A 26,259-nucleotide genomic window follows, 5' to 3' on the forward strand; every position below is an offset into this window, starting at 1 on the left:
CCATGTCGACCACCGATCAACGCATTGCCGCTCTGCGCCAGGCCATGCGCCGCCACAAGCTGGATGCCTATGTCGTGCCATCCGCCGATCCGCATCTGTCGGAGTATCTGCCCGAACGTTGGCAGGCACGGCGCTGGCTCAGCGGCTTTACCGGATCGGTGGGTACGCTGGTCGTGACCGAGCATTTTGCGGGCCTGTGGGTGGACAGCCGATACTGGGTGCAGGCCGAGGCGCAGTTGGCCGGCACGGGTGTGGCGCTCATGAAAATCGCCCTGGCCACTACCCCGGGCCACGTGGATTGGCTGGCGGGCAACGTGCCGGCCGGCGGCCGTGTCGGCGTGGATGGCAATGTGCTCGGGCTGGCTGCTTTTCGGGCCTTGTCGCGGGGACTCGCGCCGGCACAGGTGGCCTTGGCCATCGGCCCGGACCTGATCGACGAGATCTGGGCCGATCGGCCCGGATTGCCGACCGCGCCGGTGTACGAACATCTGGCGCCCTATGCCTGCCAGTCCCGCGCCGAACGCCTGAGCCTGGTGCGCCAGGCCATGGACGAGAAGGGCGCGGACACGCATCTGGTCAGCACGCTGGATGATATCGCCTGGATTTTTAATCTGCGCGGCGCCGATGTCAGTTACAACCCGGTGTTCCTGGCGCATGCGCTCATCGGCCGGGACGACGCCACCTTGTTCGTGGCCGAGGGCAAGATAGACGCCGCCCTGGCGGCTGCCCTGGCGGCTGACGGCGTGGACGTGGCGCCTTACGATCAGGTGGCCGAGGCCCTGGGGACGCTCGAACGCGACCAGCCGCTGCTTATCGATCCGGCCCGGGTGACCTGCGGCGTGTTTCATGCCATGGATCCCGAGATCCCCCGAGTCGAGGACATCAACCCCTCGACGCTGCTGAAGTCTCGCAAAAGCGAGGCCGAGCTGGCCAATGTGCGCGAGGCCATGGCTCAGGACGGCGCGGCCCTGTGTGAGTTCTTTGCCTGGTTCGAGGCGGCGCAAGGGCGCGAAACCATCACCGAGCTCACCATCGACGAACAGATTACCCAGGCGCGCGCGCGCCGTCCGGGTTATGTCTGCCCCAGCTTCGCCACCATCGCGGGCTACAACGCCAACGGCGCGATGCCGCATTACCGCGCCACGGAGGACAGCCATGCCGTCATCGAGGGCAACGGGCTGTTGCTGATCGACTCGGGCGGGCAGTACCTCAGCGGCACGACGGACATCACCCGCGTGGTGGCGGTGGGCACGCCCACGGCCGACCAGAAAGTGGACTTCACCTTGGTGCTCAAAGGCATGATCGCCTTGTCCCGTGCCAGTTTTCCGCGCGGCATCGCATCTCCCATGCTCGATGCGCTGGCGCGCGCGCCCATCTGGGCCGGCGGGGCCGAGTATGGGCACGGCACGGGCCATGGCGTCGGCTACTTCCTCAATGTGCATGAGGGGCCGCAGGTCATTTCCTACCGCGCCGCGCCCGGGGCGCATACGGCCATGGAGCCGGGCATGATCACTTCCAATGAGCCCGGCATCTATCGCCCCGGCCGTTGGGGCGTGCGCATCGAGAATCTGGTGGCCAACCGGCGGTGGTTCGACGGCGAACTGGGCGAGTTTCTGTGCTTCGAGACCCTGACCTTGTGCCCGATCGACACGCGCTGCATCGAGCCGGCGCTCTTGCGCGCCGACGAAATCGCCTGGCTGGATGACTACCATCGCCTGGTGCGCGAGCGCCTGGCGCCGCGGGTCGAAGGCGCCGCCCTGGACTGGCTCGTGACGCGCACCGCGCCACTGGCCGGCTGATCGCAGCGGGTGTTGGCCGCAAGCCACACCCCGGGCGGCGGCGTGCATCCGCCGCCCGGGGTGTCGCCCCCGTGAACTTCCGGCTTCAGGCGTTAAAGTCAGGCCAAGCGCCGCGCGTGTCCTTTGCCGGGGCCGGGCGGGGGTGTTTGCAGGTGTAAGGGAAAACCCAAGCATCTTGCGCCACACAGGTATAATCCAAATTTCCCGCTAGCGCCCGCTTAACCCGGGCGCCACTAACGATGACCAAATACGTATTTGTCACCGGCGGTGTGGTGTCCTCCCTGGGCAAGGGTATCGCCGCCGCGTCTCTCGCCGCGATCCTCGAATCGCGCGGTCTGCAAGTCACTCTGCTCAAGCTCGATCCCTACATCAACGTCGATCCTGGCACCATGAGCCCCTTCCAGCACGGAGAGGTGTTCGTGACGGAAGACGGCGCCGAGACCGACCTGGACCTGGGCCACTACGAGCGCTTCATCTCCACGAAGATGCGCAAGGTGAATAATTTCACCACCGGCCAGATCTATGAATCGGTGCTGCGCAAAGAGCGCCGTGGCGATTACCTGGGCAAGACTGTCCAGGTGATCCCGCACATCACCAACGAGATCCAGGATTTCGTGGCGCGTGGGGCTGACTCCGCCTGGCAGGGCCATACCGATGTCGCTATCGTCGAGATCGGCGGTACTGTGGGCGATATCGAGTCGCTGCCCTTCCTGGAAGCTGCCCGTCAGATGAGCCTGCGCCTGGGCCGCAACAATGCGGCCTTCGTGCACCTGACGCTGGTGCCCTACATCGCCTCGGCGGGTGAGCTCAAGACCAAGCCCACCCAGCACTCGGTGCAAAAGCTGCGCGAAATCGGGATCTACCCGAATGCGCTGCTGTGCCGGGCCGACCGCCGCATTCCGGATGACGAGCGCGCCAAGATCTCGATGTTCTCCAACGTGCCGCTGGATGCCGTCATTTCGGTCTGGGACGTGGATTCGATCTACAAGATCCCGGCCATGCTGCATCAGCAAGGTGTGGACAACATCGTCTGCGAAGCCCTGGGCCTGACCCCGCCGCCGGCGGATCTGTCCATGTGGGACAACCTGGTCGATGCGCTGGAGCATCCGCAGCATGAGGTCACCATCGGCATGGTCGGCAAGTATGTCGACCTGACCGAATCGTACAAATCCCTGAGCGAGGCACTCGTCCACGCCGGCATCCATACGCGTTCCAAGGTCAAGATCGAGTACATCGATTCCGAGGACATCGAAGCGCGCGGTACGGAGCAATTGCAGCATCTGGATGCCATTCTGGTGCCGGGTGGTTTCGGCAAGCGCGGCACGGAAGGCAAGATCGCCGCCATCCGTTATGCGCGCGAAAACGGTGTTCCGTATCTGGGCATCTGCCTGGGGATGCAACTGGCCGTCATCGAGTTTGCCCGCCATGTGGCCGGTCTGGGCGGCGCCAATTCCACCGAGTTCGATCCTTCGGCCCCGCACCCCGTGGTGGCCTTGATCACCGAATGGATGGACCGCGAAGGCAAGGTCGAGAAGCGCGACAACAGCTCCGATCTGGGCGGCACCATGCGCAAGGGTGCGCAGCGCTGCCCCATCAAGGCTGGCACGCTGGCACAGGCCATCTATGGCGATGAGGTCAACGAACGTCACCGCCATCGTTACGAGGTCAACAACGTCTACGTGCCCCGTCTCGAAGAGGCGGGTATGGTGATCAGCGCCCGCACGCCGACCGAAAACCTGCCGGAAATGATGGAGCTGCCGAACCATCCGTGGTTCGTGGGTGTGCAGTTCCACCCCGAGTTCACCTCGACCCCGCGTGACGGTCATCCGCTCTTTTCGAGCTATATCCGTGCCGCGCTCGAAGGCAAGACTCGCCGCGGCCAGAAGGCCTGAAGCAAGGGAGCCTGCGGGCTCCCTTGCCGCTTGAGTGGCAGCAGCAGTACCCCAGGAAAGCCGCTTTCGGATACAAGCAACTTCTGTCCGGCGTGCTTTCCCTGGCTATCATGCGAAGTTGGCCGGGCAGCTCCGCGGCCGCTTTGCCCCAAATTTGACTGAAAGGAAGTGCATGAGTGCTTATCTGATCGCCGAGGTCACCGTTACCAAGCCCGCGCAATATGAAGACTACAAGCGTCTGTCCACGCTCGCCATGCGAGCCTACGACGCCAAGGTTCTCGTGCGTGGCGGCGAATCCAAGCACCTTGAAGGCCGTCAGCCTGGCCGTACCGTGGTGTTGGAGTTTCCCACCATGGCCGCCGCTCAGGCCTTCTATGACTCCTGGCAGTACCGCCGTGCCCGTAACGCCCGTGAGGGCGCGGCCGTCATGAATATGTTCATCGTTCAGGGAATGTAAAACAATGAGTGCAATCGTCGATATCATCGGCCGCGAGATTCTGGATTCGCGCGGCAACCCCACCGTCGAGTGCGACGTGCTGCTGGAGTCTGGCGCCATGGGGCGCGCCGCCGTGCCTTCGGGCGCCTCCACCGGCGCCCGCGAAGCCATCGAGCTGCGCGACGGCGACAAGAACCGTTATCTGGGCAAGGGCGTGCTGCGCGCCGTCGAGAATCTCAATACCGAGATCTCCGAAGCGCTGATGGGCCTGGATGCCCAGGAGCAGACCTTCGTCGATCGCACGCTGATCGAGCTGGACGGCACCGACAGCAAAGAGCGCCTGGGTGCCAACGCCATCCTGGCCGCCAGCATGGCCGTGGCGCGTGCCGCCGCCGATGAGTCCGGTCTGTCGCTTTACCGTTATTTTGGTGGCAGCGGCCCCATGAGCATGCCTGTGCCCATGATGAACGTCATCAATGGCGGCGCGCACGCCAACAACACGCTCGACCTGCAGGAATTCATGATTCTGCCGGTGGGCGCAGGCAGCTTCCGCGAAGCCATGCGTTGGGGCGCCGAAGTCTTCCACATGCTCAAGAAGCTGATTCACGGCCAGGGCATGTCGACCGCCGTGGGCGACGAAGGCGGTTTTGCACCCAATGTGGCCAATCATGAGGCTGCCATTCAGCTCATCCTCAAGGCCATCACCGAAGCCGGCTACGAGCCGGGCACGCAGATCGCCCTGGGCCTGGATTGCGCCAGCTCGGAGTTCTTCCGCGACGGCAAATACACCCTGGCTGGCGAAGGCGGCGTGTCGCTGTCCTCGCAAGAGTTCGCCAATCTGCTGGCCACCTGGTGCGACAAGTACCCCATCATTTCGATCGAAGACGGCATGGCCGAAAACGATTGGGACGGCTGGAAGCTGCTGACCGAGCAACTGGGTAAAAAGGTCCAGCTGGTGGGCGATGATCTCTTCGTCACCAACACGCGCATCCTGCGTGAAGGCATCCAGAAGGGGGTGGCCAACTCCATTCTGATCAAGATCAATCAGATCGGCACCCTGACCGAGACGTTCGCCGCCATCGAAATGGCCAAGCGCGCCGGCTACACCGCCGTCGTGTCGCACCGTTCGGGCGAGACCGAAGACTCGACCATCGCCGATATCGCCGTGGCCACCAACGCCATGCAGATCAAGACGGGTTCGCTGTCGCGTTCGGACCGCATGGCCAAGTACAACCAGTTGCTGCGTATCGAAGAAGAACTCGCCGAGGTGGCTTCCTACCCCGGCATCGAAGCGTTCTACAATCTGCGTTGATGCCTGGGCCGGGGCGGCAAGCCCCGGCCTTTGTTATCTAGGATCTGTTTACTTTAAACCTGGGTACCCGCTTTATGCGCCTGCTGTTCCTGGTGCTTCTCGTGCTGGTTGGTCTGATCCAGTACCCGCTTTGGCTCGGCAAAGGCGGGTGGTTCAAGGTTTGGGATTACCAGCATGACGTGGCCGCCCAGCGCGAGGTCAACGAAGGCTTGCGGGCCCGCAATGCGGCGCTCGAAGCCGAAGTGCGGGATCTGGATAGCGGTACCGGGGCCATCGAAGAGCGGGCCCGCGGCGATCTGGGCATGATGCGCGAAGGCGAAGTCTTCGTGCATGTGCTGCCGCCGGGCTCTCCCTTGCCCTCGGCCAATGCCGTCCCGCAGGCAACGGCCCCCAAACCGCCGCCCAAGCCCGGCACGGCCGCCACACCGCCCCGGCGCTGATTTCCGTTGACGTTGCGCGTCAGCCGCAAGGCCGGCTGAGCGTGTGCACGCCCTCGATCTCCGGCCAGCGCGCCGGATGACTATGCATTTCCATGGAGAGTTCCAGTCTGATGGCCAGCCACCCGGCGGCCAGCAGGGCCCGCTGACACGCGTCGCCAGCCAGCGGCGCCAGGCCGGGCAGCAGGGCTGCCAGCAGGCTGGTGGCCGGCGCGCTGGCGTAGGTCAGGCGCAGGCGCAGCGTATTGGCTTCGTGGATGGAGGGCGAGCCCGGACGGGCCCGCGCCTGCTCGGCCTGGTAGTCATTGTTGATGGCGGGAGCGGGCAGCCCGGGCTGGCGCTGTCCGTGGCGGCGATAGTGGACCTCGGCGGGTTGCAGCACCTCCAGCCGCCAGGGCAGCAGGCCCGCCGCCCTGGCGTCCGCGTGCCGGGGCTGAGGCGGCAAGGGCGCCAGCGCGGCAAGGAACGCCCGCCGCATGGCATCGGGGTGCAGATGCGTCACGCTGCCGGCGCGTGCCGCCTCGATGAGCGCCAGATACAGCAGCTGCCGTTGGCGTTGCCATTGCAAGACCTCGAACAGCGCGCTGGCGGCCAGTAACAAGACCAGGATCGCGAGGGTGAACTCGATGGCGGCTTGGCCGCGATGACGGCAACGGAAAACATAAAGGCCTGGCGACATGGGCCGCAGTATGCGGTCCTTGCCGGCAGGCCGTCGATTGTGGGTGCTACGCGTTCAGTGGACGGTAGGCGGATCCTGTTCGGGATGCGGCGAGGCGGCTGCAAACAGGCCGGCGCAATCGACGCTATCGAACAGATAGGGTTTGCCGCAGAAGTCGCAATGGACCTCGACCTTGCCTTGTTCGGCCAGGATGTCTTGCACCTCGTGCTGTCCCAGAGTGCGCAACATGCCGGCCACGCGCTCGCGCGTGCACGGACAGAACCAGCGCACGGGCGCAGGCTCGAAGGCGATCAGCGTTTCTTCCCAGAAGAGGCGATGGATCAAGGTGTCGATATCCGTGGCCAGGAGTTCTTCCGACGTCAGGGTGCCGGCCAGATGTAGGGCGCGGTTCCAGGTTTCGCCGGGGGCCTCGTCGTCGGCTTCATTGCCGCCTTGGTCTGGCAGGCGCTGCACCAGCAGCCCGGCGGCCACGTTGCCGTCGGCGGCCAGCCACAAACGGGTGTCCAGTTGCTCGGACGCCTTCATGTAGTGCTGCAGCGCTTCGGCCACGGTGTCGCCTTCCAGCGGTACGATGCCTTGATAGGGCTGCTGGCCCGGAACTTTGCGTTCGGGATCCAGCACGACGATGAAGCGTCCCCCTCCCTCGGCATTGAGCAGGGATTGCATGGTGCCGTCTGCCGGGATGTCGTGGCCCTCGCGCACCTTGACGGTGGCGCGCAGGCTCAGGTCAGAGCGGCACTCGACCACCAGCAGGGCAATGGGGCCGTCTCCCTGGATCTGCAGCACCAGGGAGCCCTCGAATTTGATATTGGCCGCGAGCAGCGTGGAGGCCGCCACCATTTCGCCCAGCAGGCGTGTGATGGCTTCAGGGTACTGCTGATGAGACTGCGCCTGTTTCCAGGTGTCCTGCAGACGCACGGATTGCACGCGCACGGTGCGCGCCTCGAAGAGGTATTTCTTGAGTAAATCGGTCATGCAGGAATGTTAGCCGATCGACGAGTCCGCCGGCAGTTTCACCCTATGCGCTTCAAGGCCGTCTTGTAGTGCCGCCCGCGCTCGGCATAAACCCGGGTGCCGGCATGCATGCCCTCGATTTCTTCCGGGGACAGTTCACGGACGATCTTGCCCACGCCGATCACCAGGGAGTTGTCGGGAATCCGGCGCCCCTCCGGCACGATGGCGCCGGCGCCGATCAGACAATTTTTGCCGACCACGGCATTGTTGAGCACGATGGCCTGCATGCCTATCAGTGCGCCGGTTTCGATGGTGCAACCATGCAACATGGCCTGGTGGCCGACGGTTACGCCGGGCCCGATATGCATCGGACAGCCGCGGTCGACGTGCAGCACACTGCCTTCCTGAACGTTGCTGTCGCGGCCGATGACGATGGGTTCGTTATCGGCGCGGATGGCGACATGCGACCAGATGCTGACCCCCGCTTCGAGCACCACCTGGCCGATCAGGTCAGCACTGTCGGCGATATAGGCGCTGGGATCGATGCGGGGAATGTAGTCGTCGAGCTGGTAGATGGGCATGGGCGGAGCGGGCAAACGCGGTCAGGAGTTGCGGTTGGCGGCGCGTTCGTGTTCGAGGCGCCTGAGCACGGCGCGCTGGATCTTGCCCGTTGTGGTCATGGGCAGATGCGTGACGTATTCGATTTCCTTGGGGTACTCGTAAGGCGCGAGACGGGCGCGGACATGGTCTTGCAGCGCCTGAGTGATGCCGTCGGTGTCGCGGCCCAGATAGTCGTCGGTGAGCACAACGTAGGCTTTGACCAGCGCTCCGCGTTCGGGGTCGGGCTTGGGCACGACTGCCGCATTGGCCACGGCCGGATGGGACAGCAGGCAGTTTTCGATCTCGCCCGGCCCGATCCGATACCCTGCCGACTTGAAAACATCGTCGGCCCGGCCGGCATACCAGAGGTAGCCGTCGGCATCGATGGAGGCCAAGTCGCCGGTGCGGCACCAGTCACCGGTGTATTTGTCGGCGGTGGCCGCGTCGTTGCGCCAATAGCCGATGAACATCACCGGGTCGGGGTAGCCATGAATGTCCAGGCGGTTGAGCGCGACTTCGCCCACCTCGTCCGGGGCGACGGGCTGGCCCAGATCGTCGATCACGGCCACGTTGTGGCCGGGATAGGGCTTGCCCATGCTGCCCGGACGCGCCGGCCAGCGCTTGTGGCTGTTGCCCACGATGTAATTCATTTCGGTCTGGCCGAACATCTCGTTGGGTTTGATGCCCAAGGCGCTTTCGCACCACGAAAAGACGGTCTCTCCCACGCTTTCGCCGGCGCTCATGATGGCGCGCAGCGCCAGCTTGTAACGGCTGCGCGGATCCGGCACTGATTTCATCATCATCTTCAGCGCGGTGGGAAAGAGGAAGGTATTGGTGATCTGGTAGCGCTCCATCAGCTCGAAAGCCCGCTCCGGCGAAAAGCGGCCGCGGGTGCCGACGATGGGGTGACCGAAGTACAGCGTGGGCAGCAGGGCGTCCATCATGCCGCCGGTCCAGGCCCAGTCGGCCGGAGACCAGAACACATCGGCCGGACGCGGGAACCAATCCTGCGAGGCCACAAAACCGGGAAGATTGCCGATCAGGACGCTGTGCGGCAGCAGCGCGCCCTTGGGCGCGCCGGTCGTGCCCGAGGTGTACAGCAGGATGGCCGGGTCGGTGGCCCGCGTGGCGACGGGTTTGAACTCCCCGGGCTGACGAGCCAGCAGGCTGCGCCAAGGCAGCACCCGCTCGTCGGCAAAGTCGATGCCGATGATCTGCTGCAGATGCGGGCAATGATCGCTGACGGCCATGAGATTGGCGCTGGAGGCGGCATCGACGATGGCGACCCGGGTTTCGGAGTCGCGCAGCCGGGACTCCAGGGCTTCCGGGCCGAACAGCGATGACAGCGGCAGGACAACGGCCCCAACGCTGTAGATCGCCATGTGCGCGACGACGGTTTCGGGGCGTTGTCCTAACACCACACCGATGCGGTCGCCGCGTTCCACGCCCATCTTGGTCAGGCCGTGAGCCAGTTGATTGGCGGCCTCGGCGAGCCGGGCGTAGGTCCAGACCTCGCGGTTGCCGGCTTCATCCTCGTAGAAGATGGCGATACGGCGTGCGTCCGCACTGCTGGATGCCCAGCGGTGGCAGCAGACTTCCGCGATGTTGAACTGTGTCGGAACCAGCCAGCGGAAAGATTGGTAAAGCGCCTGATATTGGTCGTTCATGGCCCTTTGTTGTGAGCTCGGTGGCAACGAGTGGCAGGAATGCTCCCTGAGCCCCGGCACGGGCGATCTCGCCTCGGGCCGGCCCGGCTGCGGGAAAACGGCATCCCTGTGACCGATTTCTGCAACTGCAAGCATGAACGAGAGGGACGGGAACTGCAACATTCCCGTATCCGTAAGGGGGACGTATAAGGGTATTTACGGGGGCGGACCCTGCCGCCGCAGCGTCGAGGGCAGGGCCGGCAGGGTCAGGGAGCGCCGGGCCGCCGTGGCGGCCGGGCGCTCGGCCAACTGGCTGGCCCAGTCCAGCAGGCGCAGCTCTCCCTCGTGGTCTTCGGCCAGCGCCGACAGGCTTTCGACCCAATCGCCATCGTTGCAATAAAGCACACCATCGACCTCGCGCATCGCGGGTTTATGGATGTGGCCGCAGATCACCCCGTCCAGCCCCCGGCGCCGAGCCTCGGCGGCCAAGGTCTGCTCGAAACCATCGATGAAGGCCACCGCGTTCTTGACCTTGTGCTTGAGGTACTGGGACAACGACCAGTAATGCAGGCCCAGCCGGTGCCGCAGGCGGTTGAAGTGATTGTTCAGCCATAGCGCCAGCTGATAGAGGTTGTCGCCCAGGTGCGCCAGCCACTTGCTGTGCTGGATCACGCCATCGAACTGGTCGCCATGCAGCACCAGCAGGCGCCGGCCAGCTGCCGTGGTGTGGACGTCTTCATCCAGGATCTCGATATCGCCGAAGGCCAGCCCGACGAATTCGCGCGCAAACTCGTCGTGGTTGCCCGGCACGAAAACCACGCGGGTGCCGTTGCGCGCCTTGCGCAGAATCCGTTGCACCACGTCGTTGTGGGCCCGCGGCCAATGCCAATGCTTGCGCAGTTGCCAGCCGTCGATGATGTCGCCGACCAGGTAGAGCGTGTCGCAATCGTTATGCTCGAGAAAATCGAGCAGGAATTCAGCTTTGCAACCTGCGCTGCCAAGGTGGATGTCGGATATCCACAGCGTGCGCCAATGTGTAGGGCGAATCTCGTTCACGGCGTTTCCCTCCTGACCTGACGGCCAGGCTATGAAAACAGTTCCACATGACGCCTGGATGAAAAAACAGTGACGAGGGGATTACGTCCTGGCCTCGGGCACGTTGACCAGCCGGGTGCCCAGCAAGCGATCGTGGAGAAAGCTGCCCTGCGGATCCAGCCAGGTGGGGAGGAAGAGGGCGAATGGCGCGGCGACGATGAACAGGTCCATCGAGGGCCAGCCGCTCAGATGGGAGGCCAGCGCGACCAGCCCGGCCGCTGCCAGCGGCAAAGGCCAGAGCAGCAGATAGCGCAGCAACAGGATAGGCAGGCCCGGTATGCGCCCCTGGCGGTCCCGTAGTTGCATATGCCACGTCTTCATGGGCAGTGTTTGCCCTCGATAGCGCCAGCTCAGCACGAAGTAGATGCCTATCACCAGGAAGAGCCAGGCCTGCCGGGCATGGCGCAGCGCCAGGGCATGGCGGCTCTGCGTCAGGGTGTCGAAAAGATAGCCCGCCAAAAACACGACCCCGAACAACAGCACGCCTTCGTACATCATGCAGGCGAAACGGCGCAGGCGGCTGGGCGTACTCGTCAGGGGCAGGGGAGCGGCAAGGGTGGCGGTCATGGCTGCCTATTATGCAAGCCTTGCACGGGTCATGCCCGTTTGCGCGTCCGGATGCGAGATAAAAAAAACCCGCCGGTTAGGGCGGGTCTTAAAAGGGGCTTTGCAGCCCCCAAGGGGAAAACTGACAATACTGAATTCGGTACAGCTCGTATACGACAGCACAGCCCACCAGGGGCCTGTGCCTCAGGCGGCGGTGTGCGCGGCCGAGTCGGTCTTGCCAAACAGCGACTTGATGCCATGGCCCAGCTTGCGCAGGCCATGGGCCAGGGCACGCAGGGGATGCGGGCGGAACTGCTCTTCCATCGCCTGCAACATCAATTGGCGTTCAAGTTCGTCGGTCAGGCGGGTAGTGTTGTTCAGGTTGATCACGGTAGCCTCCAGCGGGCTGACTGATGCTTCTGTCTAGGGTTAACCCGAATTATAGGGTTAACCCTAGAGCAATGCAAGCCTTGCCGTGATTCTGTGCAACACGCGCCTTCCTGGTGCTGATGATGCCCCAATTCGGCGCCGCTGTGCCCGCCTGGGCACCTTATTGTTGCGACGTTGCAGCAGTTTTACAACTTGGCACGGGGGCCGGGACCGCTGCAACCCTATGTTTATGTCTAAGCCTCGGGGGTGGCGCCGTCGCGATAGCTGGCACGCACCAGTTCGAAGGCAAACAAACGGCAATCCAGCGAACCGTTGTGCAGCGGGATGCGGCGCACGGGCTTGAGCCGCATCCGCTGGGGCAGCTTCATGTCGCTCGAAATCACATGGGCCTGCCAGCCAGCGAACTGATGCTTCAGGCAGGCGGACCATTCGCGCCAGAACTCGTCGGCGATCTCCATGCGTTCGCCATAGGGCGGGTTGGTCACGATCCAGCCCTGTTCGACCGGAGCCTGGATGTGGCGGGCGTCACCCACTTCGAAGCGTATTGTGTCTTCGGTCAGCCAGGCGCGCTCGGCATTGGCGCGCGCGAACTCGATGGCGCGCTCGTCGATGTCGTAGCCCACGATCGGGGTCTCGAGTTGCGTGCGGATGCGCGAGCGGGCGTCGTCCTTGAGGTCGCGCCAACGGCGCGCGTCGTGCTGGCGCATGCGTTCGAAACCGAAGGGCCGGGAAATACCCGGCGGCACGCCCAGAGCGATCCAGGCCGCCTCGATCAAGATCGTGCCGCTGCCGCAGAAGGGATCGACCAGCGCGGCGGCCGGATCCCAGCCGGCCAGGGCCAGCATGCCGGCGGCCAGATTCTCACGCAGCGGCGCTTCGCCCTTGTCCAGGCGCCAGCCGCGCTTGAACAGCGACTCGCCCGACGTGTCCAGATACAGCGTGGCGTGCGTGCCTTCCATGAAGAGTTGCACGCGGGCGTCGGGGCGCACGGTGTCGATGCTGGGGCGTGCGCCTTCCCGGTCGCGCAGCCGGTCGCAGATGCCATCTTTGACGCGCAGATTGCAGTACTGCAGGCTGTGGACGGGGCTTTTGATGGCCGAGGTGTCCACGCGCAGCGTGTCTTCGGGGCCAAACCAGCGCTCCCAGGGCACGCTGTAAGCGAGGTCGAGCAGTTCGTCCTCGTGGTTGAGGTTGCCCTGGCCGACCTGCACCAGAATGCGCGTGGCCAGGCGCGAATAGAGGTTGGCCCGCTGGATGCCGGACCAGTCGCTACTGAATGCACAGCCGGCGCGGCCGGCCTGGGCGTCGTCAAAGCCCAGGGCTTGCATTTCGGCGGTGAGCGCGTCCTCCAGGCCCTGGGGGCAGGGGGCATAACAGCGGAAAGTCTCGGCCTGGCGGCCCATGTGCCGGCGCTGGCGATAGGCCTGCGGCGTATCGATGACAGGCGCGTCTTGCTCCGCGCTGCCGTCCTGGCCGTCGAGCACGTCATCCCAGTCCGGGGCCGGCTGCACGACGTGGGGCGCTTCGTCGCGCACCACGCCCATGCCGCTGCGGCGCCGGTTCTCGCCGGCTGCGTCGTCGCCGCGCGAGCGCGTGCCGCGTTCGGCTGCCGCGTAGGGCTGCGGCTTGCGTCGCTGCGCGGGGCGTTCGGCGTAACCTGCGGCCGCTTCGGGCTGCTGCGGCGCGGGCCGCTCGTCGTCGCGTTGGGTGGCGTAGGCGGCGCGCTCGATCTGCGCGGCCTGGCGGGCGCGGGCGCCGCTGCGCTTGCGCCGGGCGGGTTCGCCAGTGTCGCCGGGCTCGCTGCTGGCGGCGGGTTTGGCTTTGAGCGTCAGCGTCTTGCGCGGACGGTCGTTTTCATCTTGGGACATACGGGCGGGCCTTGGCCGGCTAGGCAATCAAAATGGTTTGAGGACGACGAGCGCCACCACCGCCACGAGCAGCAAGACGGGAACCTCGTTGAACCAGCGATAAAACTTGTGCGAGCGCTTGTTGCGCCCTTGTTCGAATTTGCGCAGCATCACACCGCAGGCGTGATGGTAGCCGATGAGCAGCAGCACCAGGAAAAGCTTGGCGTGCATCCAGCCGTTGCCCGGACCTACGCCGATGCGGTAGCCGACGTAGAGCCACAGGCCCAGCAGAATCGCCGGCACGGCGATGATGGTCATGAAGCGATAGAGACGGCGGGCCATGCCCAGCAAACAGCTCTGGATGGCCGGGTCCGACTGTTGCGCGAGGTTGACGTAGATGCGCGGCAGATAGAAAAGCCCCGCAAACCACGAAGCCACAAACACGATGTGGAAGGTCTTGACCCAGAGCATGCCCATGATGCGCGTGTCCTTATTCGAAAACACGCCATTGTAGGCGAGAGCGGCAGGGGTCAGATGACGTAGAGATCGACGTACTCGTGCACCGGCATGGCCTGCAGGCGCGCCGGATCCAGAGAAACGTCGAGAATGCGCTGCTGCTGGCGCGCCGGCAGCATGCGGGCCAGATTGCGGCGGAATTTTTCTTCCAGCAAGGGGATGCCCTCTGCCCGGCGGCGTTTATGCCCCAGCGGATACTCGCAGACCACCTCGGGCAGCGTGCTGCCGTCATGAAATTCCACGCTCAGGGCATTGGCGATGGAACGCTTGTCGGGGTCGTGGTAATCCCGCGTGAACGCAGGGTCTTCCACGCAATGGATGCGCGCGCGCAGCGCGTCGATGCGCGGGTCGGCGGCGGCCGCGTCCTCATAGTCGGCTGCCGTCAGGCGGCCGAACAGCAGCGGCACCGCGACCATGTATTGGATGCAATGGTCGCGGTCGGCCGGATTGCTCAGGGGGCCGCTTTTGTCGATGATACGCAGGCAGGCTTCATGGGTGCGGATGGTGATGCGGCGGATGTCCTGGGCCGAACGCCCCAGGGAATCGAGTTGGCGGTGGATCTGCATGGCGCACTCCACCGCGGTTTGCGCATGGAATTCTGCGGGGTAGGAAATCTTGAACAGCACGTTTTCCATCACGTAGCTGCCGTAGGGCCGTTGAAAGCGCAAGGGCTGGCCCTTGAGCAGCACATCGTAAAAGCCCCAGGTCTTGGCGGTCAGCACGGTGGGGTAGCCCATTTCGCCGGTTCTGGCGATGAGCGCCAGGCGCAGGGCGCGGCTGGTGGCGTCGCCCGCGGCCCAGCTTTTGCGGCTGCCGGTATTCGGGGCGTGGCGGTAGGTGCGCAGGCTTTGGCCGTCCACCCAGGCCAGGGATACCGCATTGATGATCTCGTCGCGTGACAAGCCCAGCATCCGCGCGACCACGGCGGTCGAGGCCACCTTGACCAGCACGACGTGATCCAGCCCGACCTTGTTAAAGGCGTTCTCGAGCGCCAGGCAGCCTTGAATTTCATGGGCTTTGATCATTGCCACGAGGACGTCGTGCATGCGCAGGGCGGGCTTGCCCGCCGCCACGGCGGTGCGCGACAGCCAATCGGCCGTGGCCAGGATGGCCCCCAGATTGTCCGAGGGGTGGCCCCATTCGGCGGCCAGCCAGGTGTCATTGAAGTCCAGCCAGCGGATCATGGCGCCGATGTTGAAGGCCGCCTGCACGGGATCGAGCTGGAAGGAGGTGCCGGGGACTTTGGCGCCATGGGGCACGACGGTGCCTGGCACGACCGGGCCGAGCAGTTTCTTGCAGGCCGGGTACTCGAGTGCCTCCAGGCCGCAGCCCAGTGTGTCGATCAGGCAGTTGCGGGCCGTCTCGAAGGCAAGCGGGCTCTGGATGTCGTAGCCGATCACGTAGTCGGCAATATCCGTCAGGACCTGATCGACCGCGGAGGGCCCGGCAGGCGCGGGGGGCAAAGAGGCAGACATAGAAGCGTGACCCCTATGTGGGGGCGGAGCCCTCAGGCCCCGCCCGGTCGGAGAGTTACTTGCGCTTTTCGATCGGCACGAACTTCAGGTTCTCCGGGCCGGTGTAATTCGCGGTGGGCCGGATGATCTTGTTGTCGATGCGTTGCTCGATGATGTGGGCCGACCAGCCCGCCGTGCGCGCGATGACAAACAGCGGCGTGAACATGGCGGTGGGCACGCCCATCATGTGATAGCTCACGGCCGAGAACCAGTCCAGGTTGGGGAACATCTTCTTGATATCCCACATGACCGTCTCCAGACGTTCCGCAATGTCGAACATCTTGGTGCTGCCGGCTTTGCGCGAAAGCTTGCGGGAGACCTCTTTGATCACCTTGTTGCGGGGGTCGGAGATGGTATAGACCGGATGGCCGAAACCAATGATGACTTCCTTGTTTTCGACCCGTTTGCGGATGTCGGCCTCGGCCTCCTCCGGCGAGTCATAGCGCTTCTGGACGTCGAAAGCGACTTCGTTGGCGCCGCCATGCTTGGGGCCGCGCAGCGCACCGATGGCACCGGTGATGGCCGAATACATGTCGGAGCCGGTGCCCGCGATGACGCGGCCGGTGAAGGTCGAGGCGTTGAATTCGTGCTCTGCGTACAGAATGAGCGAGGTGTGCATCGCGCGCACCCAATCGTCGCTGGGCTTCTGGCCGTGCAGCAGATGCAGAAAATGGCCGCCGATGCTGTCATCGTCCGTCTGCACGTCGATGATGCGCCCATTGTGGCTGTAGTGATACCAGTACAGCAGGGCCGAACCCAGATTGGCCATCAGGCGGTCGGCGATGTCGCGTGCCCCCGGGGTGTTGTGGTCATCCTTTTCGGGCAGCACGCAGCCCAGCACCGACACGGCGGTGCGCATGACATCCATGGGATGGCTGGCAGCGGGCAGCGATTCGAGCGCGGTCTGCAACTGGGCCGGCAGGCCGCGCAGCGAGCGCAGCTTTTCTTTGTAGGCCTTGAGCTCGGCCTTCGTGGGCAATTTGCCGTGCACCAGCAAGTGAGCGATTTCCTCGAATTCGGCCGTGTCGGCGAAGTCCAGGATGTCATAGCCGCGGTAGTGCAGATCGTTGCCGGTACGGCCTACGGTGCAAAGCGCCGTGTTGCCTGCGACCACGCCCGACAGGGCCACGGATTTCTTGGGTTTGAAGCCAGCCTTCTCTTCGGTTTGCGCCGGGGCGGGCGCTGCCTTTTTTTGCGAGGTGCTCATAGTCTCTCGTTCTCCTTCCGATGGAATAGACACAGACGACACTGACCCGGCCGGCTGACCGGGCCAGCACGCTTTACTTCGACTTGTCCTTGGCAAACAGCGAGTCCAGCTGCGACTCGAAAGCGTGATAGCCGATACGATCGTAGAGTTCGTCGCGGGTTTGCATCAAGTCCAGCACGTTTTTCTGGTGGCCGTCGCGGCGGATGGCCTGGTAGACCGATTCCGCTGCCTTGTTCATGGCGCGGAAGGCCGACAGCGGATAGAGCACCATGCCCACGCCGGCGCTGGCGAGCTCATCGACGGTGAATAGCGGCGTCTTGCCGAACTCGGTGATGTTGGCCAGCACGGGCACTTTCACGGCATCGACAAAGCGGCGGTAGGTGGCCAGATCGTAGGCGGCTTCGGCAAAGATGGCATCGGCGCCCGCATCCACGCAGGCCAGCGCGCGTTCGATGGCAGCGTCCACGCCGTGCGAGGCGATGGCGTCGGTGCGCGCGATCAGGAAGAAGTCGCTGTCGGTGCGGGCATCGGCGGCCGCCTTGACGCGGTCGGCCATCTCCTCGGTACTGACGATTTCCTTGCCCGGGCGATGTCCGCAGCGCTTGGCGCCGACCTGGTCTTCGATGTGGCAGGCTGCCGCGCCGAACTTGATCAGGCTTTTGACGGTGCGGCCGATATTGAAGGCAGACGGCCCGAAGCCGGTGTCGATGTCGACCAGCAGCGGCAGGTCACAGACATCGGTAATGCGCCGTACGTCGGTGAGCACGTCGTCGAGCGTGTTGATGCCCAGGTCGGGCAGGCCCAGCGAGCCCGCCGCCACGCCGCCGCCGGAAAGATAGATGGCACGGTAGCCGGCGCGTTTTGCCAGCAGCGCATGGTTGGCGTTGATGGCGCCGATGATCTGCAGGGGGTGTTCGTCGGCCAAGGCGCGGCGAAAGAGGGCGCCGGGCGATTCGGGTCTGGACATGGTTGGGGTCTCCGAGTGTTGTGCTGGCCAGCCTGCGGGCGGCCAATGGATGTTGTCATGCCGGGCGTGGTCTTGACGCTCACCCTAGCGGTGTCCGGAAAATAAGTCTGTCCCCTCGGCGACTATTGCAAAGGGACACGCTCATGTTCCGGCATGGGCTCCTGGAAATTGGGCCCGCCGAAGCGGGCCCAATCGGGAGCTGGCTGAATTACTTCAGCAGATCCTTGATGCCGTCACGCTCTTCGAGCAGTTCCTTGAGCGTGAAGTCCATGCGCTCGCGGGAGAAGGCGTCGATTTCCAGATCCTTGATCATGGTGTATTCGCCATTGACCGTGGTGACCGGGAAGCCGTAGATGATGCCTTCGGGGATGCCGTAGGAGCCATCCGAGGGGATGCCCATGGTGACCCACTTGCCGTTGCTGCCCAGAACCCAGTCGCGGACGTGGTCGATGGCGGCGTTGGCGGCCGAAGCGGCCGAGGACAGGCCGCGGGCTTCGATGATGGCGGCGCCACGCTTGCCCACGGTGGGGATGAAGGTGTCGCGGTTCCAGGCGTCGTCGTTGATGACCTTGGCCAGGGGCTGGCCGTCAACGGTGGCGAAGCGGTAGTCGGGGTACATCGTGGGCGAATGGTTGCCCCACACGACCAGCTTTTCGATGCCGGCAACAGCCTTGCCCGACTTGGCGGCCAGTTGCGACAGCGCGCGGTTGTGGTCCAGGCGCAGCATGGCGGTGAAGTTCTTGGCCGGCAGATCCGGCGCCGACTTCATGGCGATGTAGGCGTTGGTGTTGGCCGGGTTGCCGACCACCAGCACCTTGACGTTGCGGCTGGCCACTTCGTTCAGGGCGCGGCCCTGGGCCGTGAAGATCTGGGCGTTGACGGTCAGCAGGTCCTTGCGCTCCATGCCGGGGCCGCGCGGACGGGCGCCGACCAGCAGGGCCACGTCGGCGTCCTTGAAGGCGGTCTTGGGGTCGCTGTGGGCGGTGACTTCCTGCAGCAGCGGGAAGGCGCAGTCTTCCAGCTCCATGATCACGCCCTTGAGGGCCTTCTGGGCCTTCTCGTCGGGGATTTCGAGCAGTTGCAGAATAACCGGCTGGTCCTTGCCGAGCATTTCGCCGGAGGCGATGCGGAACAGCAGGGCGTAACCGATTTGGCCGGCGGCGCCGGTGACGGCGACTCGCATGGCGGGCTTAGACATGTGTGTTCTCCATATGGACTGGCGAGATGAAACGCGCCAAACAGTGTAATCCTTGGGGCCGGCCGCGCGGGGGGTGGGCGCGGCGCTCCGATAGCGCGAAATCCTAGATCGAATTTACGCGTCCGTCAATTTCTCTTATATCTTATATAAGACATAAGACGTTGGACATGTCGGGGGCGCTTGTGCGACAATAGGATGTTTGTTCGACACCGGATCAGCCCGCTTTTCGCGCTACGGCCTCCAATCAGGCAGGGCATAGCGTAACGCTTCGGGTCCGTCCCCGGCTCACCGGGCAAATATGAAGATTTCAAGACATTCCATGGCAGATCCCAGGCCCGACTTTTCGCTACGTACCCGCAACACCCGACAGGTGGGCGAGGGTGCCGCTTTCAGTCCGTTGTATCGCCAGATCAAGGACCTGCTGGTCCAGAGTCTCGAGCGGGGCGAATGGAAGCCCGGCGAACTCATCCCCTCCGAAATCGACCTGGCTGCCCGTTTTCAGGTCAGCCAGGGCACGGTGCGCAAGGCCGTCGACGAATTGGCCGCCGAGCACATGTTGCTGCGCCGCCAGGGCAAGGGCACTTTCGTGGCCACGCACCACGAGCCGCGGGTGCGCTATCGCTTCCTGCGCCTGGCCCCCGATGAAACGAGCGAGGGCGGGCGGGCCGAAAACCGCATTCTGGATTGCCGGCGCCTCAGAGCGCCCGCCGAGATCGCGCGCGCCCTGGAGCTGCGTGCCGGCGAGACCGTGGTGTCCATCCGGCGGCAATTGGCCATGAATCACGTGCCGGTCATCATCGACGACATCTGGGTGCCGGGGGCGGCGTTCCGCGGCCTGACCCTGGAGTTGCTCAAGGCCAAGCGCGTCCCGCTTTATGGCCTGTATGAGTCCGAGTTTGGCGTGAGCATGGTGCGCGCCGACGAAAAAATCCGTGCCGTGGCCGCCTCCGAGGAGGTCGCCACGTTGCTGCATGTCACACCGGGTACCCCGCTTTTGCAGGTGGACCGCATTTCCTACACCTACGGCGACCGGCCGATGGAAGTGCGCCGCGGGCTGTACCTAACCGATCATTATCACTACCGCAATAGTTTGAATTGATGAACTTTTTCTCTACGATTTGATACGAACCCGTTCTCTGAGCGAAAATAATGTGTTTGCCCATTTGGGCAATGGCGTTTTCGCCGTCACGATCCCCTAGTTCCGAAACACCGAGGCCGTCATGTCCGACTCAGCTGCCAAGCCGCGTCCGCAGTTTCGCAATATCAGCGTTCCGCAAATCCTCAGTTATCGCTTGCCTCTGGCTGGCAGACTGTCCATCCTGCACCGCATCAGCGGCGCTTTGCTCTTTCTCTGTCTGCCCTTGGTCATCGTGCCGCTCTTTGCGGCTAGTGTGACCTCGGCCGAAAGCTTTGCGCAGGTCGCCCAATACGCGGGCAACCCCCTCGTCAAGCTTGTGCTCCTCGTACTGATCTGGGGCTATCTGCACCATTTCTGTGCAGGCATCCGCTACCTCCTTCTCGATCTGCATATCGGCATCGACAAGGCTTCGAGCCGCAAGAGCGCCGCAATCGTGTTTGCGGTCAGCCTGGTCCTGACCCTGGTGTTCGCTCTCAAATTGTTCGGAGTCCTGTAATGGAAGACACCAAGAACTACGGCCCCAAGCGCCTTGTCGTCGGTGCCCACTACGGCACCATGGATTTCATCGCTCAGCGTCTGACGGCCGTCATCATGGCCATCTACACGCTGGTGCTGATCATCGGCCTGCTGATCATGCCGGCCTATAACTATGAAAACTGGAAGGCGCTGTTCACCTTCCACGTGTTCGCTCTTCCCGTGGGCCAGATCCTGGCCTCGCTCGCTTTCTTTGCGCTGGCCTGGCACGCCTGGATCGGCGTGCGCGATATCTGGATGGACTATGTGCGGCCGGTGGGCGTGCGCCTGCTGCTGCAAGTGCTGACCCTCCTGTGGCTCATCGGCACCGTCGTGTACTTCGCGCAAATTATCTGGAGAATCTAAGCCGTGGTCGCTGTCAAGAATTCATTGCCGCGCCGCCAGTTTGACGTGGTGGTCGTGGGCGCCGGCGGAGCCGGCATGCGCTGTTCCTTGCAACTGTCCCAGGCCGGGCTGTCGGTTGCGGTCCTGTCCAAGGTGTTCCCCACGCGCTCGCACACGGTTGCCGCGCAAGGTGGCGTGAGCGCCTCGCTGGGCAATATGAGCGAAGACAACTGGTACTGGCACATGTACGACACCGTCAAGGGGTCGGACTGGCTGGGCGACCAGGACGCCATCGAGTTCATGTGCCGTGAAGCGCCCAACGCCGTCTACGAGCTCGAGCACTTCGGTATGCCGTTCGACCGCAATCCGGACGGCACGATTTATCAGCGTCCCTTCGGCGGGCACACCGCCAACTTCGGCGAGAAGCCCGTGCAGCGTGCCTGTGCCGCGGCCGACCGGACGGGCCACGCGCTGCTGCACACGCTCTATCAGCGCAACGTTGCCGCGCGCACGAAGTTCTTCGTCGAATGGATGGCGCTGGATCTGCTGCGCAACGAAGAGGGTGATGTCGTGGGCGTGACCGCCCTGGAAATGGAAACCGGCGACATCTACATCCTGGAAGCCAAGACGACGGTGCTGGCCACCGGCGGCGCCGGCCGTATCTGGGCGGCGTCGACCAACGCCTTCATCAACACCGGCGACGGTCTGGGCATGGCCGCACGGGCCGGTATCCCGCTGCAGGACATGGAGTTCTGGCAGTTCCACCCGACCGGCGTGGCCGGCGCGGGCGTGCTGATCACCGAAGGCGTGCGCGGCGAAGGCGGCATCCTGCTCAACAAGGATGGCGAGCGTTTCATGGAGCGCTATGCGCCCACGCTCAAGGATCTGGCGCCGCGTGACTTCGTGTCGCGCTCGATGGACCAGGAAATCAAGGAAGGCCGCGGTTGCGGTCCGGACGGCAACTATGTGGTGCTCAAGCTCGATCACCTCGGCGCCGACGTGATCAACAAGCGCCTGCCCTCGATCCGTGAAATCGCCATCAAGTTCGGCAACGTCGATCCGATCAAGGAACCGATCCCGGTCGTGCCGACGATTCACTACCAGATGGGCGGCATTCCGGCCAACTATCATGGCCAGGTGCTCGAGCGCATCAACGGTGAAAACAAGATCGTCAACGGTCTGTACGCCATCGGCGAATGCGCCGCGGTCTCGGTGCACGGCGCCAACCGCCTGGGCACCAACTCCCTGCTGGATCTGATCGTCTTTGGCCGCGCCACGGGCAATCACATCGTCAACTCGCATCCCGAGCGCCAGCACGCGCACAAGCCCGTGCCCCAGGAAGCCGTCGACTTCTCGCTCAACCGCGTCAACGCGCTCGAGTCGCGCACCTCGGGTGAAAAGACCCAGGACGTGGCCAACGCGATCCGCATGTCGATGCAGCGCCATTGCGGCGTGTTCCGCACGCTGGATCTGCTCAACGAAGGCGTCGGGCAGATCGAGGATCTGGCCAAGGTGGCAGGCAGCATCTACTTCAAGGACAAGTCCAAGGTGTTCAACACCGCGCGCGTCGAGGCGCTGGAACTGGCCAACATGACCGAAGTGGCTCGCGCCACCATCAAGTCGGCCGCCAATCGCACCGAAAGCCGCGGCGCACACGCCCTGGATGATCACCCGACCCGCGACGACGAAAACTGGCTCAAGCACACGCTGTGGTATTCCGAAGGCAGCCGCCTGGATTACAAGCCGGTTCAGATGAAGCCTCTGACGGTCGACTCCTTCCCGCCCAAGGCCCGTACTTTCTAAGCAGGATGCCGGTATGAGCACCAAACGAATCGTTAAATTCGAAATCTACCGCTACGATCCGGACAAGGACGAGCGCCCCTACATGCAGAAGCTGGAAGTCGAGCTTCAGCCGACCGACAAGATGCTGCTTGATGCGCTGGTGCGCATCAAGAATGACGTCGATGACAGCCTGGCCCTGCGCCGGTCCTGCCGCGAAGGCGTTTGCGGCTCCGATGCCATGAATATCAATGGCAAGAACGGTCTGGCCTGCACGACCAACCTGCGCGAGCTCAAGGAACCCATCGTTCTGAAGCCGCTGCCTGGTCTGCCCGTGATCCGCGATCTGATCGTGGACATGACGCACTTTTTCAATCAGTACCACTCGGTCAGCCCCTTCCTGATCAACGACACGCCGCCGCCCGAACGCGAGCGTCTGCAGTCGCCGGAAGCGCGCGAAGAGCTCGACGGTCTGTACGAGTGCATTCTGTGCGCTTGCTGCTCGACCTCCTGCCCGTCGTTCTGGTGGAATCCGGACAAGTTCGTCGGCCCCGCCGGCCTGCTGCAAGCCTACCGCTTCATCGCCGACAGCCGCGACGAAGCAACCGGCCGCCGTCTGGACAACCTGGAAGACCCGTACCGTCTGTTCCGCTGCCACACGATCATGAACTGTGTCGACGTCTGTCCCAAGGGTCTGAACCCGACCAAGGCGATTGGCAAGATCAAAGAACTGATGGTCCGGCGGACGGTCTAGTGCTTATTAGTATCGAAGGCCTTCAATGAGCAAGCTTACGGAATTGCAAAGGGCTCGGCTACGCTGGCGCGCGCGCCGTGGCTTGCTCGAGAACGACCTCATCATCACCCGGTATCTGGATGCGTATGAGCTTCAGCTTACCGACGAAGATGTATCGGCGCTAACGCAGCTCTTCGAGCTTGGAGACAACGATCTGCTCGATCTGCTGCTGGCGCGCAAAGAGCCGGAGGGCGAGTTGAACACCCCGAGGCTGCGCGCCATCATTGCGCAGATGCAAGAGCTCTGATTCATTACGAGGAAACAGCGATGAACTTGTCTGACAAAAAAGCCACTCTATCCCTATCGGATGGCAGCGCACCTATCGAATTGCCGGTGTACAAGGGCACCCTCGGCCCGGATGTGATCGACATCCGCAAGCTGTATGGCCAGACCGGCATGTTCACCTATGACCCCGGTTTCATGTCGACCGCTGCGACTTCCTCGGGCATCACCTATATCGACGGCGACAAGGGCGAGCTGCTGTATCGCGGCTACCCCATCGAGCAACTGGCGGTCAATTGCGACTTCCTCGATATCTGCTACCTGATCCTGAACGGCGAGCTGCCGGACGGCGCACAGAAGACCGATTTCGACTCGCAGGTCACGCATCACACGCTGGTCAACGAGCAACTGCATTTCTTCCTGCGTGGCTTCCGCCGCGATGCACACCCGATGGCCGTGTTGACCGGTCTGGTGGGCGCGCTGTCGGCCTTCTATCACGACTCGACCGACATCACGAACGCGCAGCATCGTCACATCTCCGCGATCCGCCTGATCGCCAAGATGCCGACGCTGGTCGCGATGGCGTACAAGTACTCGCAAGGCCAGCCCTTCATCTATCCGCAGAATGACCTGTCGTACACCGGCAACTTCCTGCGCATGATGTTTGCCACGCCCTGCGAAGAGTACAAGGTCAATGACGTGGTCGAGCGCGCGCTGGACCGCATCTTCATCCTGCATGCCGACCACGAGCAGAACGCTTCGACCTCGACCGTGCGTCTGTGCGGCTCGTCGGGCACCAACCCCTTCGCTGCCATCGCCGCTGGCGTGGCTTGCCTCTGGGGCCCGGCTCACGGCGGCGCCAACGAAGCTTGCCTGCAGATGCTCGAAGACCTGCAGGCCAATGGCGGCGTGGCCAAGGTCGGCGAGTTCATGGAGAAGGTCAAGGACAAGAACTCGGGCGTGCGCCTGATGGGCTTTGGCCACCGTGTCTACAAGAACTACGATCCGCGCGCCAAGCTGATGCAGGAAACCTGCAAGGAAGTGCTGGGCGCCCTGGGTCTGGAAAACGACCCGCTGTTCAAGCTGGCCATGGAGCTGGAGCGCATCGCTCTGGAAGACGACTACTTCGTGCAGCGCAAGCTCTACCCGAACGTCGACTTCTACTCGGGCATCGTGCAGCGCGCCATTGGTATTCCGACCTCGCTGTTCACGGCCATCTTCGCGCTGGCTCGTACGGTGGGCTGGATCGCTCAGTGGAACGAAATGCTGTCCGACCCCGATTACAAGATCGGCCGTCCGCGTCAGCTGTACACCGGCTCGGTCGTGCGCGACGTTCCCAAGCGCTGATCGCTATGCCCGGCCGCGCGTCATGCGCGGCCACCAGAACCCGGCTGCCATCAGCCGGTTTTTTTTTCGTCTGCCGCCGCCGTGCTCAGTGCGTGCCGGCCTGCGGCGCGAGTTCGAGAAAGCGGGCGATCAATTGCACGGGCTGGCGTTCGCGCAAGCAGTAAAGGTACTCGTGCATCATGATCGGGGTGCCGGTGATGGGCAAGGCGGCCAATTGGGGGTGGGCGGGCGCCTCGCGCGCCGGGATAAGGCTGATGCCCAGGTTGCAGAGCACGGCCTGCCGGATGGACTCCCGGCTGCCTATTTCCAGTGTCCGGGCCGGGACGACGCCGGCCTGCATCAAGGCCTGTTCGCTCAACTGGCGGGTCATCGAGCCGGGTTCGCGCAACAGCAAGGTATGGGGCCGTAGCTCGCCGAGGTCTATCGCCGCACGGCGAGCCAGCGGGTGGTCGCGGTGCACCACCACATGCAGCGGATCGGCGGCGATCATCCGCCGGTAAAGCTGTTTGTCGTCCACGGCATAGGACGAGGTGGCAATCTCGATATGGTATTCGCGCAGGGCCTGCAACATGCTTTGCGAATTGCCGATGCTCAGATGCAGTTCGATACCGGGATAGCGCTCGTTGTAGCGTCTGACGGTATCCATGATGTAGAAAGGGCCGGTGGCGCCGATGCGCAGATTGCCCTCGCGCAACTCGCAGGCGTCGCGCAGCCGGAACTCGATTTCGTTCTCTTGCAGCATGAGCTGCTCGACCAAGGGCATGAGCCGGTGGCCGGCGTCAGACAGCCGCAGCGAGCGGCCCTGACGATGGAACAGTTCGATGGCGTAGCGGGATTCGAGTTGCCGCAACTGGCCGGTCACGGTGGGTTGGCTGACACCCAGTTGGACGGCAGCTTTGGTCACCGACCCGCAGCGGGCGACGGCATAAAAGGATTTGAGTTCAGCGACGAGCAATGGGTAAGGCACGCCGGCGGCGTGTCCATGGAAAGCGGCAAGGCGGACAGTAAAACAAAATACTTTGATGATTTCATTACGGCATTTGCGAGAACTGTCATAAACAGTCCATGCAATCTCCCGATACTAGCG

General features: G+C 63.7%; 26 protein-coding genes. 12 read left to right on the forward strand and 14 right to left on the reverse strand.

Annotated elements, in window-relative coordinates:
* The first annotated feature begins 2 nt into the window (after nt 1-2).
* From CAL22_RS06640 to ftsB, 5 genes are all read left to right on the forward strand, one after another.
* Nucleotides 3-1,799, forward strand: coding sequence for an aminopeptidase P family protein (locus CAL22_RS06640; protein WP_094811594.1), 1,797 nt, complete (start codon nt 3-5; stop codon nt 1,797-1,799).
* Between the two features lie 239 nt (nt 1,800-2,038).
* Complete coding sequence (locus tag CAL22_RS06645; RefSeq protein WP_094811596.1) at nt 2,039-3,691, forward strand: CTP synthase; 1,653 nt, start codon at nt 2,039-2,041, stop codon at nt 3,689-3,691.
* Between the two features lie 172 nt (nt 3,692-3,863).
* A complete protein-coding gene (locus tag CAL22_RS06650) occupies nt 3,864-4,148 on the forward strand; it encodes a DUF1330 domain-containing protein (protein WP_094811598.1) in 285 nt (94 codons plus the stop codon).
* 4 nt (nt 4,149-4,152) lie between these two features.
* Entirely contained in the window at nt 4,153-5,439 is a 1,287-nt protein-coding gene (gene eno / locus CAL22_RS06655) for a phosphopyruvate hydratase (protein WP_094811600.1), read from the forward strand.
* 74 nt (nt 5,440-5,513) lie between these two features.
* Nucleotides 5,514-5,879 carry a cell division protein FtsB gene (ftsB, locus tag CAL22_RS06660; RefSeq protein ID WP_094811602.1) on the forward strand — a complete coding sequence of 122 codons (366 nt, stop codon included), beginning with the start codon at nt 5,514-5,516 and terminating at the stop codon, nt 5,877-5,879.
* A 19-nt stretch (nt 5,880-5,898) separates the two neighbouring features.
* Here the strand turns inward: ftsB and CAL22_RS06665 are convergent, their stop codons facing one another.
* From CAL22_RS06665 to CAL22_RS06725, 13 genes are all read right to left on the reverse strand, one after another.
* A complete protein-coding gene (locus CAL22_RS06665) occupies nt 5,899-6,555 on the reverse strand; it encodes a hypothetical protein (protein WP_094811604.1) in 657 nt (218 codons plus the stop codon).
* A gap of 54 nt (nt 6,556-6,609) precedes the next feature.
* Complete coding sequence (hslO, locus tag CAL22_RS06670; protein ID WP_094811607.1) at nt 6,610-7,530, reverse strand: Hsp33 family molecular chaperone HslO; 921 nt, start codon at nt 7,528-7,530, stop codon at nt 6,610-6,612.
* A 38-nt stretch (nt 7,531-7,568) separates the two neighbouring features.
* Nucleotides 7,569-8,090 (reverse strand): gamma carbonic anhydrase family protein, encoded by a 522-nt coding sequence (locus tag CAL22_RS06675; protein WP_094811609.1) that lies wholly within the window; start codon nt 8,088-8,090, stop codon nt 7,569-7,571.
* Between the two features lie 21 nt (nt 8,091-8,111).
* Entirely contained in the window at nt 8,112-9,776 is a 1,665-nt protein-coding gene (locus CAL22_RS06680; RefSeq protein WP_094811611.1) for an acyl-CoA synthetase, read from the reverse strand.
* 195 nt (nt 9,777-9,971) lie between these two features.
* The gene (locus CAL22_RS06685; RefSeq protein ID WP_094811613.1) at nt 9,972-10,811 is read right to left on the reverse strand and encodes a UDP-2,3-diacylglucosamine diphosphatase; all 840 of its coding nucleotides are present in this window, start codon (nt 10,809-10,811) and stop codon (nt 9,972-9,974) included.
* Nucleotides 10,812-10,892: 81 nt separating this feature from the next.
* Complete coding sequence (locus tag CAL22_RS06690) at nt 10,893-11,417, reverse strand: RDD family protein (RefSeq protein ID WP_094811615.1); 525 nt, start codon at nt 11,415-11,417, stop codon at nt 10,893-10,895.
* 183 nt (nt 11,418-11,600) lie between these two features.
* Entirely contained in the window at nt 11,601-11,786 is a 186-nt protein-coding gene (locus CAL22_RS06695; RefSeq protein WP_167383572.1) for a hypothetical protein, read from the reverse strand.
* A gap of 233 nt (nt 11,787-12,019) precedes the next feature.
* Nucleotides 12,020-13,654, reverse strand: a complete 1,635-nt coding sequence (locus CAL22_RS06700) for a THUMP domain-containing class I SAM-dependent RNA methyltransferase (RefSeq protein ID WP_094811617.1) — start codon at nt 13,652-13,654, stop codon at nt 12,020-12,022.
* Between the two features lie 27 nt (nt 13,655-13,681).
* Nucleotides 13,682-14,104 (reverse strand): CopD family protein, encoded by a 423-nt coding sequence (locus CAL22_RS06705; protein ID WP_094813476.1) that lies wholly within the window; start codon nt 14,102-14,104, stop codon nt 13,682-13,684.
* A 59-nt stretch (nt 14,105-14,163) separates the two neighbouring features.
* Entirely contained in the window at nt 14,164-15,624 is a 1,461-nt protein-coding gene (locus tag CAL22_RS06710; RefSeq protein ID WP_094811619.1) for a bifunctional 2-methylcitrate dehydratase/aconitate hydratase, read from the reverse strand.
* Between the two features lie 55 nt (nt 15,625-15,679).
* Entirely contained in the window at nt 15,680-16,870 is a 1,191-nt protein-coding gene (prpC, locus tag CAL22_RS06715) for a bifunctional 2-methylcitrate synthase/citrate synthase (protein WP_094811621.1), read from the reverse strand.
* A gap of 73 nt (nt 16,871-16,943) precedes the next feature.
* Nucleotides 16,944-17,837, reverse strand: coding sequence for a methylisocitrate lyase (gene prpB, locus CAL22_RS06720; RefSeq protein ID WP_094811623.1), 894 nt, complete (start codon nt 17,835-17,837; stop codon nt 16,944-16,946).
* A gap of 208 nt (nt 17,838-18,045) precedes the next feature.
* On the reverse strand, nt 18,046-19,035 hold the full coding sequence (locus CAL22_RS06725) for a malate dehydrogenase (protein WP_094811625.1): 990 nt from the start codon (nt 19,033-19,035) through the stop codon (nt 18,046-18,048).
* A gap of 319 nt (nt 19,036-19,354) precedes the next feature.
* Between CAL22_RS06725 and CAL22_RS06730 the strand changes: the two genes are divergently transcribed.
* The 7 genes from CAL22_RS06730 (at nt 19,355) to CAL22_RS06760 (ending at nt 25,172) form a co-directional block, all read left to right on the forward strand.
* Complete coding sequence (locus tag CAL22_RS06730) at nt 19,355-20,134, forward strand: GntR family transcriptional regulator (RefSeq protein ID WP_094811627.1); 780 nt, start codon at nt 19,355-19,357, stop codon at nt 20,132-20,134.
* A gap of 121 nt (nt 20,135-20,255) precedes the next feature.
* Complete coding sequence (gene sdhC / locus CAL22_RS06735; RefSeq protein ID WP_094811629.1) at nt 20,256-20,669, forward strand: succinate dehydrogenase, cytochrome b556 subunit; 414 nt, start codon at nt 20,256-20,258, stop codon at nt 20,667-20,669.
* Nucleotides 20,669-21,052 (forward strand): succinate dehydrogenase, hydrophobic membrane anchor protein, encoded by a 384-nt coding sequence (sdhD, locus tag CAL22_RS06740; protein ID WP_094811631.1) that lies wholly within the window; start codon nt 20,669-20,671, stop codon nt 21,050-21,052. Before sdhC ends, sdhD begins: the two co-directional genes overlap by 1 nt.
* A gap of 3 nt (nt 21,053-21,055) precedes the next feature.
* Nucleotides 21,056-22,834: a succinate dehydrogenase flavoprotein subunit gene (gene sdhA / locus CAL22_RS06745; RefSeq protein WP_094811633.1), complete on the forward strand. Its 1,779-nt coding sequence runs from the start codon at nt 21,056-21,058 to the stop codon at nt 22,832-22,834.
* A gap of 13 nt (nt 22,835-22,847) precedes the next feature.
* On the forward strand, nt 22,848-23,564 hold the full coding sequence (locus CAL22_RS06750; RefSeq protein WP_029578642.1) for a succinate dehydrogenase iron-sulfur subunit: 717 nt from the start codon (nt 22,848-22,850) through the stop codon (nt 23,562-23,564).
* 25 nt (nt 23,565-23,589) lie between these two features.
* Nucleotides 23,590-23,850 (forward strand): succinate dehydrogenase assembly factor 2, encoded by a 261-nt coding sequence (locus CAL22_RS06755; RefSeq protein WP_094811635.1) that lies wholly within the window; start codon nt 23,590-23,592, stop codon nt 23,848-23,850.
* A gap of 20 nt (nt 23,851-23,870) precedes the next feature.
* A complete protein-coding gene (locus CAL22_RS06760; RefSeq protein ID WP_094811637.1) occupies nt 23,871-25,172 on the forward strand; it encodes a citrate synthase in 1,302 nt (433 codons plus the stop codon).
* 85 nt (nt 25,173-25,257) lie between these two features.
* Here the strand turns inward: CAL22_RS06760 and CAL22_RS06765 are convergent, their stop codons facing one another.
* Nucleotides 25,258-26,127 carry a LysR family transcriptional regulator gene (locus CAL22_RS06765; RefSeq protein WP_094811639.1) on the reverse strand — a complete coding sequence of 290 codons (870 nt, stop codon included), beginning with the start codon at nt 26,125-26,127 and terminating at the stop codon, nt 25,258-25,260.
* Nucleotides 26,128-26,259: the final 132 nt, after the last annotated feature.

It is taken from the genome of Bordetella genomosp. 12 (assembly GCF_002261355.1).
GTDB lineage: Bacteria > Pseudomonadota > Gammaproteobacteria > Burkholderiales > Burkholderiaceae_B > Bordetella.

Excerpts from the sequence above, each read along its gene's own strand:
- CAL22_RS06640 (WP_094811594.1), top strand. The coding sequence starts at position 3 with ATGTCGACCACCGATCAACGCATTGCCGCTCTGCGCCAGGCCATGCGC.
- CAL22_RS06645 (WP_094811596.1), top strand. The coding sequence starts at position 2,039 with ATGACCAAATACGTATTTGTCACCGGCGGTGTGGTGTCCTCCCTGGGC.
- CAL22_RS06650 (WP_094811598.1), top strand. The coding sequence starts at position 3,864 with ATGAGTGCTTATCTGATCGCCGAGGTCACCGTTACCAAGCCCGCGCAA.
- eno (WP_094811600.1), top strand. The coding sequence starts at position 4,153 with ATGAGTGCAATCGTCGATATCATCGGCCGCGAGATTCTGGATTCGCGC.
- ftsB (WP_094811602.1), top strand. The coding sequence starts at position 5,514 with ATGCGCCTGCTGTTCCTGGTGCTTCTCGTGCTGGTTGGTCTGATCCAG.
- CAL22_RS06665 (WP_094811604.1), bottom strand. The coding sequence starts at position 6,555 with ATGTCGCCAGGCCTTTATGTTTTCCGTTGCCGTCATCGCGGCCAAGCC.
- hslO (WP_094811607.1), bottom strand. The coding sequence starts at position 7,530 with ATGACCGATTTACTCAAGAAATACCTCTTCGAGGCGCGCACCGTGCGC.
- CAL22_RS06675 (WP_094811609.1), bottom strand. The coding sequence starts at position 8,090 with ATGCCCATCTACCAGCTCGACGACTACATTCCCCGCATCGATCCCAGC.
- CAL22_RS06680 (WP_094811611.1), bottom strand. The coding sequence starts at position 9,776 with ATGAACGACCAATATCAGGCGCTTTACCAATCTTTCCGCTGGCTGGTT.
- CAL22_RS06690 (WP_094811615.1), bottom strand. The coding sequence starts at position 11,417 with ATGACCGCCACCCTTGCCGCTCCCCTGCCCCTGACGAGTACGCCCAGC.
- CAL22_RS06700 (WP_094811617.1), bottom strand. The coding sequence starts at position 13,654 with ATGTCCCAAGATGAAAACGACCGTCCGCGCAAGACGCTGACGCTCAAA.
- CAL22_RS06705 (WP_094813476.1), bottom strand. The coding sequence starts at position 14,104 with ATGCTCTGGGTCAAGACCTTCCACATCGTGTTTGTGGCTTCGTGGTTT.
- CAL22_RS06710 (WP_094811619.1), bottom strand. The coding sequence starts at position 15,624 with ATGTCTGCCTCTTTGCCCCCCGCGCCTGCCGGGCCCTCCGCGGTCGAT.
- prpC (WP_094811621.1), bottom strand. The coding sequence starts at position 16,870 with ATGAGCACCTCGCAAAAAAAGGCAGCGCCCGCCCCGGCGCAAACCGAA.
- prpB (WP_094811623.1), bottom strand. The coding sequence starts at position 17,837 with ATGTCCAGACCCGAATCGCCCGGCGCCCTCTTTCGCCGCGCCTTGGCC.
- CAL22_RS06725 (WP_094811625.1), bottom strand. The coding sequence starts at position 19,035 with ATGTCTAAGCCCGCCATGCGAGTCGCCGTCACCGGCGCCGCCGGCCAA.
- CAL22_RS06730 (WP_094811627.1), top strand. The coding sequence starts at position 19,355 with ATGGCAGATCCCAGGCCCGACTTTTCGCTACGTACCCGCAACACCCGA.
- sdhC (WP_094811629.1), top strand. The coding sequence starts at position 20,256 with ATGTCCGACTCAGCTGCCAAGCCGCGTCCGCAGTTTCGCAATATCAGC.
- sdhD (WP_094811631.1), top strand. The coding sequence starts at position 20,669 with ATGGAAGACACCAAGAACTACGGCCCCAAGCGCCTTGTCGTCGGTGCC.
- CAL22_RS06750 (WP_029578642.1), top strand. The coding sequence starts at position 22,848 with ATGAGCACCAAACGAATCGTTAAATTCGAAATCTACCGCTACGATCCG.
- CAL22_RS06755 (WP_094811635.1), top strand. The coding sequence starts at position 23,590 with ATGAGCAAGCTTACGGAATTGCAAAGGGCTCGGCTACGCTGGCGCGCG.
- CAL22_RS06760 (WP_094811637.1), top strand. The coding sequence starts at position 23,871 with ATGAACTTGTCTGACAAAAAAGCCACTCTATCCCTATCGGATGGCAGC.